The organism is Stenotrophomonas sp. 96582_Sma (assembly GCF_056480905.1).
This window is the reverse complement of the sequence record NZ_CM151122.1, coordinates 3898004-3913309: the sequence shown is the minus strand read 5'-3', so window position 1 is coordinate 3913309 and position 15306 is coordinate 3898004. Positions and strand designations below refer to the sequence as shown.

General features: G+C 66.8%; 14 protein-coding genes. 6 read left to right on the top strand and 8 right to left on the bottom strand.

The window, feature by feature from the left end:
* The first annotated feature begins 83 nt into the window (after window positions 1-83).
* The 4 genes from ACZK2R_RS18320 (at window position 84) to ACZK2R_RS18305 (ending at window position 5125) form a co-directional block, all read left to right on the top strand.
* Window positions 84-1604 carry an alanine/glycine:cation symporter family protein gene (locus ACZK2R_RS18320; protein WP_180838158.1) on the top strand — a complete coding sequence of 507 codons (1521 nt, stop codon included), beginning with the start codon at window positions 84-86 and terminating at the stop codon, window positions 1602-1604.
* Window positions 1597-2433: a TrmH family RNA methyltransferase gene (locus ACZK2R_RS18315; protein ID WP_125892712.1), complete on the top strand. Its 837-nt coding sequence runs from the start codon at window positions 1597-1599 to the stop codon at window positions 2431-2433. Before ACZK2R_RS18320 ends, ACZK2R_RS18315 begins: the two co-directional genes overlap by 8 nt.
* A gap of 237 nt (window positions 2434-2670) precedes the next feature.
* Window positions 2671-3663, top strand: coding sequence for a hypothetical protein (locus ACZK2R_RS18310; protein ID WP_180838159.1), 993 nt, complete (start codon window positions 2671-2673; stop codon window positions 3661-3663).
* A gap of 10 nt (window positions 3664-3673) precedes the next feature.
* The gene (locus ACZK2R_RS18305; RefSeq protein WP_180838160.1) at window positions 3674-5125 is read left to right on the top strand and encodes an alanine/glycine:cation symporter family protein; all 1452 of its coding nucleotides are present in this window, start codon (window positions 3674-3676) and stop codon (window positions 5123-5125) included.
* Between the two features lie 144 nt (window positions 5126-5269).
* On the opposite strand, the gene ACZK2R_RS18300 is transcribed toward ACZK2R_RS18305, so the two are convergent.
* The 4 genes from ACZK2R_RS18300 to ACZK2R_RS18285 all read right to left on the bottom strand — a co-directional run bounded on the left by ACZK2R_RS18300 (window position 5270) and on the right by ACZK2R_RS18285 (window position 8467).
* Complete coding sequence (locus ACZK2R_RS18300) at window positions 5270-6691, bottom strand: M28 family peptidase (protein WP_012481115.1); 1422 nt, start codon at window positions 6689-6691, stop codon at window positions 5270-5272.
* Between the two features lie 242 nt (window positions 6692-6933).
* Window positions 6934-7338: a large-conductance mechanosensitive channel protein MscL gene (gene mscL / locus ACZK2R_RS18295; RefSeq protein WP_032130206.1), complete on the bottom strand. Its 405-nt coding sequence runs from the start codon at window positions 7336-7338 to the stop codon at window positions 6934-6936.
* A 55-nt stretch (window positions 7339-7393) separates the two neighbouring features.
* Window positions 7394-8110: a fumarylacetoacetate hydrolase family protein gene (locus ACZK2R_RS18290; protein WP_107432150.1), complete on the bottom strand. Its 717-nt coding sequence runs from the start codon at window positions 8108-8110 to the stop codon at window positions 7394-7396.
* Between the two features lie 75 nt (window positions 8111-8185).
* Window positions 8186-8467 carry a hypothetical protein gene (locus ACZK2R_RS18285; RefSeq protein ID WP_005410817.1) on the bottom strand — a complete coding sequence of 94 codons (282 nt, stop codon included), beginning with the start codon at window positions 8465-8467 and terminating at the stop codon, window positions 8186-8188.
* A 178-nt stretch (window positions 8468-8645) separates the two neighbouring features.
* Here ACZK2R_RS18285 and ACZK2R_RS18280 point away from each other — a divergent pair, with 178 nt between their 5' ends.
* Entirely contained in the window at window positions 8646-8981 is a 336-nt protein-coding gene (locus tag ACZK2R_RS18280; RefSeq protein WP_049401603.1) for a Rieske (2Fe-2S) protein, read from the top strand.
* A gap of 500 nt (window positions 8982-9481) precedes the next feature.
* Here ACZK2R_RS18280 and ACZK2R_RS18275 read toward each other — a convergent pair whose 3' ends face one another.
* The 4 genes from ACZK2R_RS18275 to thiS all read right to left on the bottom strand — a co-directional run bounded on the left by ACZK2R_RS18275 (window position 9482) and on the right by thiS (window position 13239).
* Window positions 9482-11329 carry an SLC13 family permease gene (locus ACZK2R_RS18275; RefSeq protein WP_180838161.1) on the bottom strand — a complete coding sequence of 616 codons (1848 nt, stop codon included), beginning with the start codon at window positions 11327-11329 and terminating at the stop codon, window positions 9482-9484.
* 27 nt (window positions 11330-11356) lie between these two features.
* Window positions 11357-12091, bottom strand: a complete 735-nt coding sequence (gene trmB, locus ACZK2R_RS18270) for a tRNA (guanosine(46)-N7)-methyltransferase TrmB (protein ID WP_010481468.1) — start codon at window positions 12089-12091, stop codon at window positions 11357-11359.
* Entirely contained in the window at window positions 12091-12885 is a 795-nt protein-coding gene (locus tag ACZK2R_RS18265; protein ID WP_010481470.1) for a thiazole synthase, read from the bottom strand. Before ACZK2R_RS18265 ends, trmB begins: the two co-directional genes overlap by 1 nt.
* 153 nt (window positions 12886-13038) lie before the next feature.
* A complete protein-coding gene (thiS, locus tag ACZK2R_RS18260) occupies window positions 13039-13239 on the bottom strand; it encodes a sulfur carrier protein ThiS (RefSeq protein WP_049401605.1) in 201 nt (66 codons plus the stop codon).
* Window positions 13240-13446: 207 nt separating this feature from the next.
* On the opposite strand from thiS, the gene ACZK2R_RS18255 reads away from it, so the two are divergent.
* Window positions 13447-15300: an autotransporter domain-containing esterase gene (locus ACZK2R_RS18255; RefSeq protein ID WP_049401606.1), complete on the top strand. Its 1854-nt coding sequence runs from the start codon at window positions 13447-13449 to the stop codon at window positions 15298-15300.
* Window positions 15301-15306: the final 6 nt, after the last annotated feature.

Sequence of the window (15306 nt, the reverse complement as noted above, 5' to 3'; positions counted from 1 at the left end):
AGCGGCCTTCGATCAGGGAGAATCGACCGGTCCCTTCCAGCCGACGGGACGTCCTCACAACCCGCCGACTGGAGAGAGCGCGCGTGGAAGCTACCGTACATTTCATCAACAGCATCATCTGGAGCAAGGCATTGATCTTCGTGTGCCTGGGCGCCGGCCTGTTCTTCAGCCTGCGCACGCGCTTCATGCAGATCCGCGGCTTCCTCGAGATGTGCCGCCTCACCGTCAAGGGTGAGAAATCCGACGCCGGTGTGTCGTCCTTCCAGGCCCTGGCCATGTCGATGGCCGGGCGCATGGGTATCGGCAACATCGCCGGCGTGGCCACCGCCATCGCCTTCGGCGGCCCCGGTGCGATCTTCTGGATGTGGGTGATGGGCTTCCTCGGCGCATCCACCTCGTACGTGGAATGTACGCTGGCACAGATCTACAAGACCAAGGACGCCGAAGGCCGTTACCGTGGTGGCCCGGCGTACTACATCGAAAAGGCCATGGGCCTGAAGTGGTACGCGCTGGCCTTCGCCATCGCCACGATCATTGCCGCCGGCTTCCTGATGCCCGGCGTGCAGGCCAATGCCATCGCCGACAGCATCATCAACGCCTGCCGTGGCACCGCACTGTGCGGCCCGCTCGATGGCCAGGCCTTCGGCATGGAGTCGGTGCAGGCGCTGAAGCTGGGCATCGGCATCGTGGTGGCGCTGCTGCTGGGCGTGGTGATCTTCGGTGGCGTCAAGCGCATCGCCAACTTCGCCGAAGTGGTGGTGCCGTTCATGGCGGCAGCCTTCATCCTGACCGCCATCGTCATCATGATCATCAACTACGATCGCGTGCCGGAGATGTTCGGCATCATCTTCAGCAGCGCCTTCGGCACCCACGCCGCGTTCGGCGCGATGATGGGCCTGGCGGTGGAGTGGGGCATCAAGCGCGGCATCTACGCCAACGAAGCCGGCCAGGGCTCGGGCCCACACGCGGCAGCCGCCTCGGAAGTCTCGCACCCGGCCAAGCAGGGCTACGTGCAGGCCTTCGCCATCTACTTCGACACCATGATGGTGTGCACCGCCACCGCGTTCCTGATCCTGGCCAGCGGCACCTACAACGTGTACTCGCCGGCAGGTGCCGGCGCCCCGCCGATCTTCCAGGGCCTGGCCGGCATTCCGGAAGGCGCGGGCTATGCCCAGGCGGGTGTGGAAGCCGTGCTGCCGGGCTGGGGCTCGGCGTTCGTGTCCATCGCCATCTTCTTCTTCGCCTTCACCACCATCATGGCGTACTACTACATGGCCGAGACCAATCTCAGCTATGTGAACCACAACAAGAAGCGTCCGCTGACCGTGCTGGTGCTGCGCCTGGGCATCATCGGCATGGTGGTGTTCGGCGCGTTCCATAATGCAACCCTGGCCTGGGCGCTGGGTGACATCGGCGTGGGCCTGATGGCCTGGCTGAACATCATCGCCATCCTCATCATCCAGAAGCCGGCCATCCTGGCCCTGCGCGATTACGAGCGGCAGAAGAAGCTGGGCCTGGATCCGATTTTCGACCCCGATGCCCTGGGCATCAAGAACGCCGATTTCTGGCGTCAACGCAAGCTGGAGTTGTCCCGTAGTGAATGATCCCTGGAAGAACGCCCGCCGCCCGTCGTCGCGACCGCCGCGGGCCACCCCGCTGCCACCGCGTGAGGGCGGCACCCCGCCACCGCCGGGGCGTGGCAATGACGAACTGCGCCTGTATGGCTGGAACGCCGTGCAGGCCCTGTTCGCCAAGCGCCCGCAGGCGCTGCGCAAGCTGTACCTGGTGGACGCGCTGATTCCGCGCATGCAGCCGGTGTTGAAGTGGTGCGTGGCCAACCGTGTGGGCTACCGCGTGGTGGAGGAGGGCGACCTCAACAAACTGGCCGCTACCACGCACCACGAAGGCCTGGTGGCCGACGTGCTGCGCGCGCCTGTCGTACCGCTGGCGCAGTGGCTGGAGGATCTGGGCGAAGGCCCGGCGTTGGCGCTGTGGCTGGACGGTGTCGGCAATCCGCACAACTTCGGTGCGATCCTGCGCTCGGCCGCGCACTTCGGCGTCAAGGCGCTGCTGCTGCCGGCTGGCAGCACGCTGGCGCTGTCCGGTGCCGCTGCGCGCGTGGCCGAAGGTGGTGCGGAGTCGGTGCCGCTGGTGCAGTTGCCGGAGACCGCCCAGGCGATGGCGCAGCTGCGTGCGGCCGGCTTCGGGCTGGCTGCGACCCTCGTTGATGGTGGCGACGACGTGTTCCGTGCGTCGCTGCCGGAACGGTTGGTGTACGTGATGGGCGCCGAAGGCGAGGGCATGGACCGCGGCCTGGCCAGTCAGTGTGACCAGCAGCTGTCGATTCCCGGCAGCGGCGCGGTGGAAAGCCTGAACGTGGCCTCGGCCACGGCCGTGTTGCTGGCGCAGTGGGCGAGCCGCCGCCACGGCTGATCCCGTCGTGCTGATGCTGTGTTGATCTCCTGACCCGGCCCTCGCGGCCGGGTTTTCTTTTGCGCGGCGCAAGAGCGCAAACAATGCACGCGCAGCAAACTGGGTCATCTGCGTCAGCTTACGTTGCTTCAAACACGCTTGATGGGTACGCAAGCGATTTTAGTATTTGTCTCATTGCTGGGCCGTTTCCCGCGCCGCACGGTGGAGTTCCTTCCAACGTCGTACAGGAGTGGTTCCATGCATCGAATCCAACGCCGCACACGTCGCACTTGCCTGGTGCTGGCACTCGCTGCGCTTGCCGCACCATCGCTACAGGCCGCGGAACGCAGTCTGGATGGCGTCAATTTCACGGGACCGCTGATCACTCCCAATCCCGCCGGCCTGCCGCAGGGCAGCTGGTACATCGAGCCCTATCTGGTGCGGGTCGACAGCCGCGACCACTACGACAACAACGGTGATCGTCGCCGCAGTGCCGAGCACAGTGGCGCCTGGGCCACGGTGGTGCCGATCATCTATGGTTTCAGTGACCGGGTGATGGGCCAGGTCAATCTCAGCGCCTCGCGCTCCGAATCCGGCAGTGCGCGCAGCAGCGGCTTCCGCGCCGGTGACACCACCGCGCGCCTGCAGTACCTGCTGCAGGCGCCGAATGCCGATGGCACCCGGCCGGCCATCTCGGTCGCGCTTGTGCAGCGCTTCAGTACCGGCAGCCACGATCGCATCACCGGCAATCCGTTGGATGCGCAGGGTGACGGCGTGCAGCGCACCACCGCGGCGCTGGGCGTGCAGCAGGTGGTGTGGCTGGGCAATGACCGCCCCGTGCGCTGGCGCGCCCAGCTCAGCGCCGGGCCGGCACCGTCGCGCACTGCCATTTCCGGCACCAGCGTGTACGGCACCGATGACAGCTTCCAGGGGCACATTTCGCGCGGCTCGGTACTGGGCCTGTCGGTAGGCGCCGAGTACAGCTTCAATTCGCGCTGGGTGGGGGTGATGGAAATGGCCGCCAGCCGCGAGACCGGCCAGCGTCTGAGCGGCTTCGCACGCAACGGCAGTGGTGCGATCGAGCGGATTGAAGAGCACCGTCCGGCCAGCCGCAACGTCAGCCTGGCGCCGGCGGTGGAGTATCACTTCAGCCCGTCGCTGGGCCTGATCGCCGGCGTCGAATTCACCGTGGCCGGGCGCAACACCGGCCGCATCATCAGCCCCCAGGTCGCCCTGGGCATGTTCTTCTGAGGGGCTGCCGATGAACATCGAATCCATCGTCAACACCATCCTCGGCATCGTCTGGAGCCCGTACCTGGTGGTGCTCTGCCTGCTCGCCGGCCTGTACTTCAGCGTGCGTACCCGCTTCATCCAGTTGCGCGCGCTGCCGGAGATGCTGCGCCTGATGTTCCGGCACGAGCGCTCCGAAGCCGGTGTGTCACCGTTCCAGGCCCTGTCGCTGTCGTTGTCCAGCCGCGTCGGCGTCGGCAACATCGCCGGCGTTGCCATGGCCATCGCCTTTGGTGGCCCGGGCGCGATCTTCTGGATGTGGATCGTCGCCTTCCTCGGCGCCTCCAGCGCCTTCATCGAATCCACGCTGGCACAGATCTACAAGGACCGCGATGCCAAGGGCCAGTACCGCGGTGGCCCCGCGTACTACATCGAGAAAGGCCTGGGCCAGCGCTGGTATGCAGTGCTGTTTGCGCTGGTCACCGTGCTGGCCGGTGCGATGCTGGCCGGCACCCAGTCCAATGCGATCACCAGTGCGGTGAACGAAGCCTGGGACGTGCCGGTGATGACCACCACGGCGGTTCTGCTGGTGGTGCTGGGCGTGATCCTGATCGGCGGTGTGCGCCGCATCGCGCGGGTTGCCGAGTGGGTGGTGCCGTTGATGGCGGTGGCGTATCTGCTGGTGGCGGCACTGGTAATGGTGCTCAATGCAGAGAAAGTGCCGGAGGTGATCATGCTGGTGCTGCGCAGTGCATTCGGTGTGGATGCAGCGTTCGGTGCAATGATCGGCACCGCCATCCAGTGGGGCGTGCGCCGTGGCGTGTTGTCCAACGAGGCCGGCATGGGCAGCGGTGCGCATCCAGCCGCCGCCGCCGAAGTCACCCATCCGGTCAAGCAGGGCCTGGTGCAGTCATTTTCGGTCTACATCGACACGATGGTGGTGTGCAGTGCTACCGCCTTCCTGATCCTGTCCACGGGCCTGTACAACGTCTACGACCCGGCTGTGAACGGCATTCCGGATGAGGCGCGCCTGCTGCTGGGCAATCTGCCTGGCGTCGAGGCCGGGCCGCGCTTCGTGCAGCACGCGGTGGAGTCCGCGCTGCCGGGCTTCGGCCGCTCGTTCGTGGCGCTGGCGATCCTGCCGTTCGCGTTCACCACCATCCTGGCGCTGTACTACATGGCCGAGACCAATATCAGCTACCTGTGCCGTGATCGTCCCGCGCCGTGGGTGATGGGCGGGTTCCAGCTTCTGTTCCTGGCCGCGACCGGCTACTCAGCGGTGAACAGTGCAACGATCGCGTGGTCGCTGGGCGACATCGGCGTCGGCCTGATGAGCTGGCTGAACATCATCGCCATCCTGCTGCTGCAGAAGCCAGCGCTGGCGGCGCTGCGCGACTACGAACAGCATCGCCAGGCGGGCAAGGATCCGCTGTTCAACCCGAAGCTGCTGGGTGTGCGCAACACCAGCGTGTGGGAGGGCTGACAGGATCGGGGCAGATCCCTCGCCACGGCGAGGGCTCTGACCCACGCCATCGCCCGGTGGGTGCGCCCTTGCCAGGTGGGTGCGAACCTTGGTTCGCACCGCTCTTCCCGCTGCTTTCGCCGGGCATGGCCCGGCGCTACCGCATCATTCGTTCGGCGGCGTGGTCGCCTTGGCCTCGCTGCCGAAGCTGCCATCGGCTTCCGCGGCCAGGTACGCGAACACGGTGTACGCGGCCACGTTCTGCGCCAGCGCCTTCGGGTCGATCTTGTCCAGCGTGTCGTCGGCGGTGTGGTGCAGGTGGAAGTAGTCCGAGCCGTCCTGCGCCAGCCATGCCCACGCGCCACCCTTGGCGGCCAACGGGCCGACGTCCGGGCCCGGGCCACCCTTGTCGGCCTGGTACTCGATGCCCAGCGGCTTCATCACTTCGGCAATCTGCTTCGTCGCTTCGCGCGAGCCTTCCGGGTTCGGCGAACCGGTATTGAAGGCATAGATGCGGCCGGCACCGAAGTCACTCTCGGCCGCCAGCTGGTGCAGGGCCACGTCCTTGGCATGCGCCTCGGCGTAGGCCTTGCCGCCATACAGGCCCTGTTCTTCGTTGGCGAACGCGATCACGCGGATGGTGCGCTTCGGCGCCTGCTTGAGCTGGCCGATCAGATGGCCCGCAGCCATGGTGATGCCCACGCCTGCGCCGTCATCCACCGCGCCGGTGCCCAGATCCCAGGAATCCAGGTGGCCGCCGATCACCACCACTTCCTTCGGCAGGCTGCGGCCGGTGATCTCACCGATCACGTTGTACGAGGTGGCGGTGCCATCCCAACCGCAGTCCAGCGCCACCTTCACCGTGGTGCTGCCACGTGCCAGCAGGCGGGCCAGCTGGTCGGCGTCGGGCACCGACAGTGCTGCAGACGGCACCGGGGTCAGGCCGTCGTCGAAGCGGGTGATGCCGGTGTGCGGCACGCGATGCGAGTCGGTACCGGCCGAGCGCATCAGGAAACCGACCGCGCCCTTGCGAATTGCTTCGGACGGGCCCTTGCTGCGGATCGCGCCACCACGGCCATAGTCGCGGCCATCGCGGAACGGCAGCATCTGGTAATCGACGAACGCGATCTTGCCCTTCAGCGAACCGGCCGGTGCGGCCTGCAGTGCGGCCAGGTCGGCGAAGCGGACCACTTCGGCTTCAACGGTGCCGCCCGGGCTGCCACCCAGCGCCGTGATCTGCAGCGGCTGCGGGTTCCTGCCGGTCACCGCGGCGTGTTCACTGCGGCGCTCCCACTTCGGGAACGTCACCGGTTCCTTCCACACCTTGTCGAAGCCGAGGGCCTTGAACTTGGCTTCGGCCCAGGCCACGGCGCGGGCGTCGGCCTCGCTGCCGGCGATGCGCGGGCCGATTTCGGTGGTGAGCGATTCAACCACTTTCCAGCCGGTGTCATCGGCCAGCGCCTGGTCGCGCAGCTGCGCGGCGGTGGCCAGCGACGCCGGGGGCAGGGTGGTGGTGTGCGGCGCCGCGAAGGCCGGGGCGGCCAGCAGGGCGAGGGAGGATGCGATGGCAAGGACGCGGCGACGCATGGACAGCTCCGGGAAGGGACCAAGCCTTGGAGCTTAACAGTCGTTCAGCCCGGCGCATGGGCGGGAGGTCATGGCTGGCGCGAACGCTGTTTTCCGCCATGACCGGCAAAGCGAAAGCCCCGCCAGGGCGGGGCTTTCACATGCTTATGTAGAGTCGAGCCATGCTCGACTGCTTCATTTCGCCCAGTCGAGCATGGCTCGACTCTACAGATGGGTGGGGCGCCAGTCGGCGCCCAGCACCCTTACTTCTTCAGGCTGTCGCGGATCTCGCGCAGCAGCACCACTTCCTCGGCCGGTGCGGCCGGGGCGGCTTCCTGCTTGCGCGACAGGCGGTTGATCGTCTTGACCACCAGGAAGATGGCGAAGGCCACGATCACGAACTGGATCAGCGTATTGATGAAGTCGCCGTAGCCGATCACCACGGCCGGGATTTCCTTGCCGTCGGCACCGATGCTGGCCGGTGACAACGTCCAGGCCAGCTGCGAGAAATCCACCTTGCCGATCAGCATGCCCAGCGGCGGCATGATGATCTTCTCGACCAGTGCGGTCACGATCTTGCCGAAGGCCGCGCCGATCACCACGCCGACGGCGAGGTCGATGACGTTGCCGCGCATCGCGAATTCCTTGAACTCGGTGAGCATTCCCATTGTTGTTTTTCTCCGGTGGGGGAAGTGGACAGCGCGCAGGGTAGCGCAGGTGATGTCAGCCGGCGATCACGCCGTGGCGCTCGGCCACGTTTTCCAGGCGGGCACTGAAGCGGTCGCCGGGCTTCAGCGCGGCCACTCCGGACGGGGTACCCATGAACACCAGGTCGCCGGCACGCAGCTGCCACAGCTTGGACAGCTCATGCAGAATCTCCGGCACGTTCCAGATCATCTGGTCCAGCAGCGCCTGCTGGCGCACTTCGCCGTTGACCTCCAGCGACAGGTTCAGCGCGGCCAGGTCGCCCACTTCAGCGGCATGGACAATCTCGCTGATCGGTGCCGAGGCATCGAAGCCCTTGGCTGCATCCCACGGATGGCCCTTGTCCTTGGCGGCGGCCTGCAGGTCGCGGCGGGTCAGATCCAGTCCGACGGCATAGCCGTAGACCAGAGCATCGGCATCGGCCACGGCCAGTTCGCCGGCTGGCGCATCACGGCCGATCGCCACCACCAGCTCCACTTCGTGGTGCAGGTTGGCGGTTGCCGGGGGATAGGGGATGGCATCGTCGTGGCCGACCACGATCGCATCGGCCGGCTTGCTGAAGAACATCGGACGGCCGCGATCGTCGGCCGCCGGCACTGCTGCGCCCATTTCGCGGGCATGGTCGGCGAAGTTGCGGCCGACGCAGTAGATACGGTGCACGGGGAAGCTGCCGCCACCGGCTACCGGCACACGCGGCAGGGCTACGGCAGGGATCACATCGGAGACATCGGACATGCGGGCATCCAGGAAGGGCGTGCCCGCAGTCTAGAACGCATGGCGCCCGCCGTCAGCGGGCGCGGAGGGCGTGGATCAACGCGAGGCCGGCAGCACCGGCTTGCGCACCACGCGGTACTCGCCTTCGACCACGGTCGGATCGACCGGACGGGCAACGCCCGGCTTGCGCGAGGCCAGCAGCTTCCACGCCAGGCCGACCAGGATCATTGCCGCACCGACGAATACGCCGATGAACACCATCGCGGCCAGGATCGCCAGGCCAAGCAGGCCCACGGCCACGCGCACCAGCGGGTGACGCGGCTTGCGCGGCGCGAACAGGGTGCGGAACTGGTTGAAGGCGGATGCGCGATTGAACATGACGGCTCGATAGGCTGGGATCAGCGAAACCAGAGTATCGGGAGGTGCCACTGTCATTGAGTGAAAAACTCGTTAAATATAGCCTGTGCTTATTACGAATCAATGACTTGTGTTCATGTTGCAGCCAGTCACCTGAGCGGGCGTGCGACAATGCGCGTTTACTGTCCGAGCCTTCGCCATGACTGCCGCCGCTGCCCTGATCGCCCTTGATGCCATTGCCGATGGCGCGTTTGCCGAGGTCGAAGCGGTGGTTGATGGCGATGCCGAATCGCTGGTGCTGTACCGCGACGGCGCGCAGGTGCGTGCGTTCCTGAACATCTGCCCGCACGCCGGCCGTCGCCTGGACTGGGCGCCGGGCCAGTTCCTGAAGAGCCGCGAAGGCCACCTGGTGTGCGCCGCCCACGGCGCCTCGTTCGCGCTGGACAGCGGCGACTGCATCGCCGGCCCCTGCAAGGGCGACCGCCTGCGCGCCGTGCCGGTGGATGTGCGCGACGGGCAAATCTACCTGGCCTGACCTATCGGTGTGCGGACCAACGGTCCGCACCCACCGGATCAACAGATATCCAGAGATCCATCCACGCATGGCGTGGATCTACCGTGTCGACCAAGGTCGACACCTACCAAAGCGGTGCACGACGCCGTTCCGACAGATCGCAGAAATCTGTCGAAGGCGGGGTGGGTCCGGTTGCGGGGGCGTGAGCCGCATGGGCCCGAGGCATGCCTCGGGCGGGTTGGGCAGGACGCCCAACCCCGGTCTTGCCGTGTGCGCAGGAAAGCGCACACGAGCAAGCGGCGACCGAGCTTACATGGGTGAGGGCGCTTTGCTTGCGAAGCACTGCTTCGCAAGCGCCCGAACGCACAGCCGCCAGCGGCTGGGCCGGGCCCCGGAGGGGGACTTGCAGCGTCCCCCGCAACCGGACCCACCCCGCCATCCCACGAAATGCACGCTTTTGCCGTTGCCGTTGCTTCGGCCTCTGCGGGTGCAGGGCGCAGCCCTGCCAACAAACCCAACCCTCAGAACATCAGGTTGATCATCAGCACCACCACGCAGGTGTAGATCAGCGACAGCGGGCCGCCGACCCGCCACATCTCGCGCGGGGTGTAGTTGGCCGGGCCGGTGATCATCGAAATCACCGGGTTGGAGGCCGTCATCAGATTGTTGGACGCCGACAGCGCCACGATCAGCGCGAATGCCGTCGGGTTGCCGCCCGCCGCCAGCGCAAGGTTCACCGCAATGGGCACCATCACGATGGTGGCGCCCACATGGCTGATGACCAGCGAGAACGCCGTGGTCAGCAGCGCCAGCGCCACCTCCAGTACCCATACCGGAATACCGGTGGGTAGCTTGTCGATGGTATGGCCGGCCACCCATGCCGCCGCGCCACTGGAATCCATCGCCCAGCCGAGCGGGATCAGCCCGGCCATCATGAACACCGTCTTCCAGTTGATCGAGGCGTAGGCCTCGTCCATGCGCAGCACGCCGGTCAGCAGCATGCCGGCCACGCCGGTCATCAGCGTCAGCGCCACCGGCAGCTTGCTGGTCAGCGCGATCAGGATGGTCAAGGCGAAGATCGCCATGGCGATCTTGAACTTGTGCGGGCGCTGCTCGCCGGTCGGGTAGTCGGTCACCACCACGAAGTCACGGCTGCGGGCGGCCTGCGCCAGGTCGGTCCAGATGCTGTGGAAGACCAGCATATCGCCGGCGCGCAGCTGCACGTCGCGCACGTCCTCGCGGATCACCTGCTTGTCGCGGTTGATCGCCAGCAGGCTGATGCCGCGCTCCTTGCGCAGGCGCAGATCGGCCGCGCTCTTGCCGATCACGTTCGAGGTAGGCGGCACCACCGCCTCGGAGATGCCGGCGCGGCTGGGATTGAACAGGTCGCCCAGGTGCTTCAGGCGCGAGGACATGCGCAGGAACTGGTTCTGCGCGAAATCGTGGATCTGCTCGCGCGGGCCCATCGCCCCCAGTACGCTGCCGACCCAGATGCGCATTTCCGCCGGTGGCGCCAGGCGGGTGTCGTTGCCGGTTTTCAGGGCCAGCAGCAGCGGCGCGTCATGCAGGTTCTCGGCCTCGCCCAGCGTCATGCCGACCAGCGGGCTTTCAGCGCTGACCACCAGCTCGAACACATCGCCTTCGATGCCATAGGTCTTGGCGAAGTAGCTTTCGGTGCGCGCCGGGGTGACCCCGTCGTTGACCAGGCTTTCCTCTTCCACCAGCTTGCGGTCGCCGTAGTAGCGGAAATACAGCAGCGAAGCGATCAGCAGCGCCACGCCGATCGGCAGCGGCGCGAACATGCGCAGCGGCTCGATCGTGGCCAGGCCGGAAGGCAGGTTGTTGTTGGCCGAGGCCAGCAGATCGTTCAGCAGGATCAACGGTGAATTGCCGACCATGGTCAGCGCACCACCCATCACGATTGCCGCCGAAATGGGCAGCAGCAGGCGCTGCAGGGTCAACCCGGTGCGCGCTGCCAGTCGCGAGGCGACCGGCAGGTACAGCGCCATCACCGACGGGTTCTGCATGAAAGAGGAATTCAGGCCGGCAATGGCCGTGGTCATCATCAGCAGCCGCTGCTCGACGCCATGGCCGCGCCGCAGCAGCCACGCGGCCAGCCGGTTCAGCGCCCCGGTGCGGTCCAGGCCCGCACCGAGGATGGTGGTGGCGATGATGCTCATCACCGCGTTACCGGAGAAGCCGCCGAAGATTTCCTCCGGCGCGATCAGCCCGGTGACACCGAGCACCACCAGGACCACCAGCGCGACCACGTCGGCGCGGATGCGCTCGAACAGGAACATCGCCATCGTGAAGCCGACCAGCCCGAGCACGAGCTTCATGTCGTTGGTCAGCGTCAGCGCGGTATCCATGTGGGGCGCGGTGTCCTCAGGCGATCGTCAGGTGCGGTCGTACAGCAGGTCCCAGACGCCGTGGCCGAGCTTCTGGCCGCGGGTCTCGAAGTGCGTCTGCGGCCGCCAGTCCGGGCGCGGCACGCTGCCACGCGGGCCGGCGCGGTTGACCAGGCCAGCGGTGGCGTCGAGCACGTCCCACATCTGCTCGGCGTAGTCTTCCCAGTCGGTGGCGCAGTGCAGGCGGCCGCCCGGGCGCAGCTTGCGCACCAGCAGCTCGGCAAATGCAGGCTGCAGCAGGCGGCGCTTGTTGTGGCGCTTCTTGTGCCACGGGTCCGGGAAGTAGATGCGCACTTCATCCAGCGCGCCATCGGCGATCTCGTTCTGCAGCACTTCCACCGCATCGTGGTGGTACAGGCGCACATGGTCGGCGTTGTCGTCGGCCAGCGCGTTCAGCAGCCGGCCCACGCCGGGCGCGTGCACTTCGATGCCGATGTAGTCACGCGACGGATCGTGCTGGGCAGCGAAGCGCAGCGCGGCACCGTTGCCGAAGCCGATTTCCAGCACCTTGTGCGCCGGGCGGCCGAAGGTAGCGTCCAGATCACGCGGCTGGCCGTTGTAGTCGATGCCGAAGCGCGGCCAGCGTTCGTCGAACGCGCGCTGCTGGGCAGGCGTGAAGCGGCCCTGGCGCAACACGAAGCTGCGCACCTCGCGGCGGCCCTCGCTCACGGTGAAGGGCTTGGGCGGGGCCTTGGAACCGGCGCTGTCGAAGGGATTGGTCATCAGCCGATCAACCCATCCACCGGGGAGGAGGCGCTGGCGTAGCGCTTGCGCGGGATGCGCCCGGCCAGGAAGGCCTCGCGGCCGGCCTCGACCGCCTTGCGCATGGCGCTGGCCATCAGCACCGGGCTGCGCGCACCGGCAATGGCGGTGTTCATCAGCACGCCGTCACAGCCCAGCTCCATCGCGATCGCCGCATCCGACGCGGTGCCCACGCCGGCGTCGACGATGATCGGCACCTTGGCGTCTTCGATGATCTGCAGCAGGTTGTACTTGTTCTGGATGCCCAGGCCCGAACCGATCGGCGCAGCCAGCGGCATCACTGCAGCGCAGCCGATCTCTTCCAGGCGCTTGGCCAGGATCGGGTCGTCGGAGGTGTAGACCATCACCTCGAAGCCGTCCTTGACCAGCTGTTCGGCGGCCTTGAGGGTCTGCACCACGTCCGGGTACAGCGACTTCTGGTCGCCCAGCACTTCCAGCTTGGTCAGGTTGTGGCCGTCCAGCAGTTCGCGCGCCAGCCGGCAGGTGCGCACCGCGTCTTCGGCGGTGTAGCAGCCGGCGGTGTTGGGCAGGATGGTGTAGCGCTCCGGCGGCAGCACGTCGAGCAGGTTCGGCTCGCCCGGGTTCTGCCCGATGTTGGTGCGGCGGATGGCCACGGTGACGATCTGGGCGCCTGCAGCCTCGGTGGCCAGGCGGGTTTCTTCCAGATCCTTGAACTTGCCGGTGCCGGTGAGCAGCCGCGAGCCATAGGTCTTGCCGGCGATCACCAGCGAATCGGGGGAGACATGAACGTTCATGGCGCGATTATCGCTTATCCGCCTGAAGATGGGATCACGCAATGGCGTGCAGGCCGTGGATGGGTAGGGTTTGTGCCGGCCGCTGGCCGGCAGATGCAGGGTGCCTGACAACGTCGGATTGCCGGCCAGTGGCCGGCACTACCCGGGATGGCCTCAGCCCCCGCCCAGCGCGTGCACGATCTCCACCACGTCGCCTTCGGCCAGGAGATGCTCGCCATGGCGGCTGCGGCTGACGATCTCGCCGTTGACCTCCACCGCCACCCGGCGCTGCAGCAGCTGCTCGGCCTCAAGCAGGTCGTGGAGGGTCGCCGAGGCGGGCAGGGTGCGGGGTTCGCCGTTGAGCTGGATGTTCATCCCTGCATTGTCGCTGATAGCCCGTCGGGATCGGAACGTTTGTAATTTGAACCGGGCGCCAGCTCCGGCACAGCAGGGTTCGGCGTGGTCAGGCGACAATCCATGCGGCGGCGCAGCGTGAGCAAACGGCGGCGCGGTGAAACCATTGACCGTGCGCCGGCGTACGTGCGCCGGATTCCAACTTGTTTACCCCACAGGAGTTCCTAGATGCAGCTCAGCAAACACCCGATCCGCTCCCTCATGGCGGCTGCGATCGCACTGGCCGCGCTGCCGGCCATGGCAGGCGAAAATCCGTACTCCAAGGCGGTGTTCTTCGGTGACAGCCTCACCGACGCCGGCTACTTCCGCCCGCTGCTGCCCGAGGCCACGCAGGGGCTCTCCGGCCAGTTCACCACCAACCCGGGCTGGGTGTGGTCGCAGCAGGTCGCCAATTACTACGGCCTCAACAAGGACCCCAACGGCAACGGCCAGAACGGCGACAACTACGCTGTCGGCGGCGCCCGCGTGTCGGTCGAAGGCAGCGGTGCCCTCGGCGCGATCCCGTCTCTGAAGTCGCAGGCGGCCCGCTACCTGGCGGCAAACGGTGGCAAGGCTGACCGTAACGCCCTGTATACCGTCTGGGGTGGCGCAAACGACCTGTTTGCCGCCGCCGGCGCTGCCGGTGCGGGTGCGCCGCCGGCCCAGGTGCAGGGCATCATCGGTGCGGCGGTCACCGACCAGATCGCGCTGGTCGGTGCCCTGAAGCAGGCCGGTGCCCAGTACGTGCTGGTGCCGAACCTGCCGGACGTGGGCATCACCCCGCAGTTCCGCGGCCCCAATGCAGCGGCTGCCACCGCCATGTCGGTCGGCTACAACAAGGCGCTGTATGGCGGCCTGAAGCAGGCGGGCATCGAGTTCATTCCGCTCGATACCTTCAGCATCCTGCGTGAAGTGACCGCCAACCCGGGCATGTACGGCTTCACCAACGTCACCGGCACCGCCTGCAAGATCAACCCGGCCAACACCACGGGCAGCATCATCGGCTGCAACCCGACCACCTACGTCAGCCCCGATGCGTACCAGACCTATCTGTTCGCCGATGGCGTGCATCCCACCGTTACCGGTCACCAGCTGCTGGGCCAGTACGCCGTCTCGGTGCTGGAGGCTCCGCGCCTGCAGCAGGTGCTGAGCCACTCGGCACAGACCGTCGGCCGTTCGCGTGCCGACCAGGTCAGCAACCACCTGGGCGCCCGTCCGGCCGATGGCCTGTCGTGGTGGGGTGGCGTGCGCGGTGACCTGCAGCGCTATGACCACGCCGACCTGTACGACGGCGTGGCGCCGGCCGGCCTGTTCGGTGTCGACTGGGCACGCAACGGCGTGGTGGTCGGCGGCTTCGCCGGCTTCGGTCGCATGAGTGCCGACTTCGGCAACAGCCGTGGCGACTTCACCCAGAAGGACACCACCGCCGGCCTGTTCGCTGCCTGGTATGGCGACCGCGTCTGGGTCAACGGCCAGGTCAGCTACACCTGGTTGTCGTATGACGTGAACCGCAAGGTCCAGCTGGGCCCGGCTACCCGCGAACACGGTGGCTCGCCGGACGGCAGCAACCTGACCGCTGCACTGAATGCCGGTTACGAGTTCGGCACCGAAGGTGGCTTCCGCCACGGCCCGATCGCTGCGGTGATCTGGCAGAAGGTCAAGATCGACGGTTACAGCGAAAGCGCCGCTGCGGGCACGCTGGCCACCGCCCTGGGCTACGACCGCCAGAACGTCGACTCGACCGTCGGCCGCGTTGGCTGGCAGGCACGCTTCGATGGCGGCACCGTCAAGCCGTACGTGCAGGTGACCTACGACCACGAATTCGAGGACACCAAGCAGGCCAGCGCGTGGCTGCAGACCCTGCCGGAACTGGGCAGCTACCGCGTGCCGGGCCTGGACTTCGACAAGAACTACGCCACTGCCGTACTGGGTGCGCGCATGGATCTGTTCGGCCTGCAGGGCAACGTTGGCCTGAGCACCACGGCCGCGCAGAAGCGTGCCCGTGACGCGACGATCTTCGCCACCGTGGGTGGCAGCTTCTGATGAATG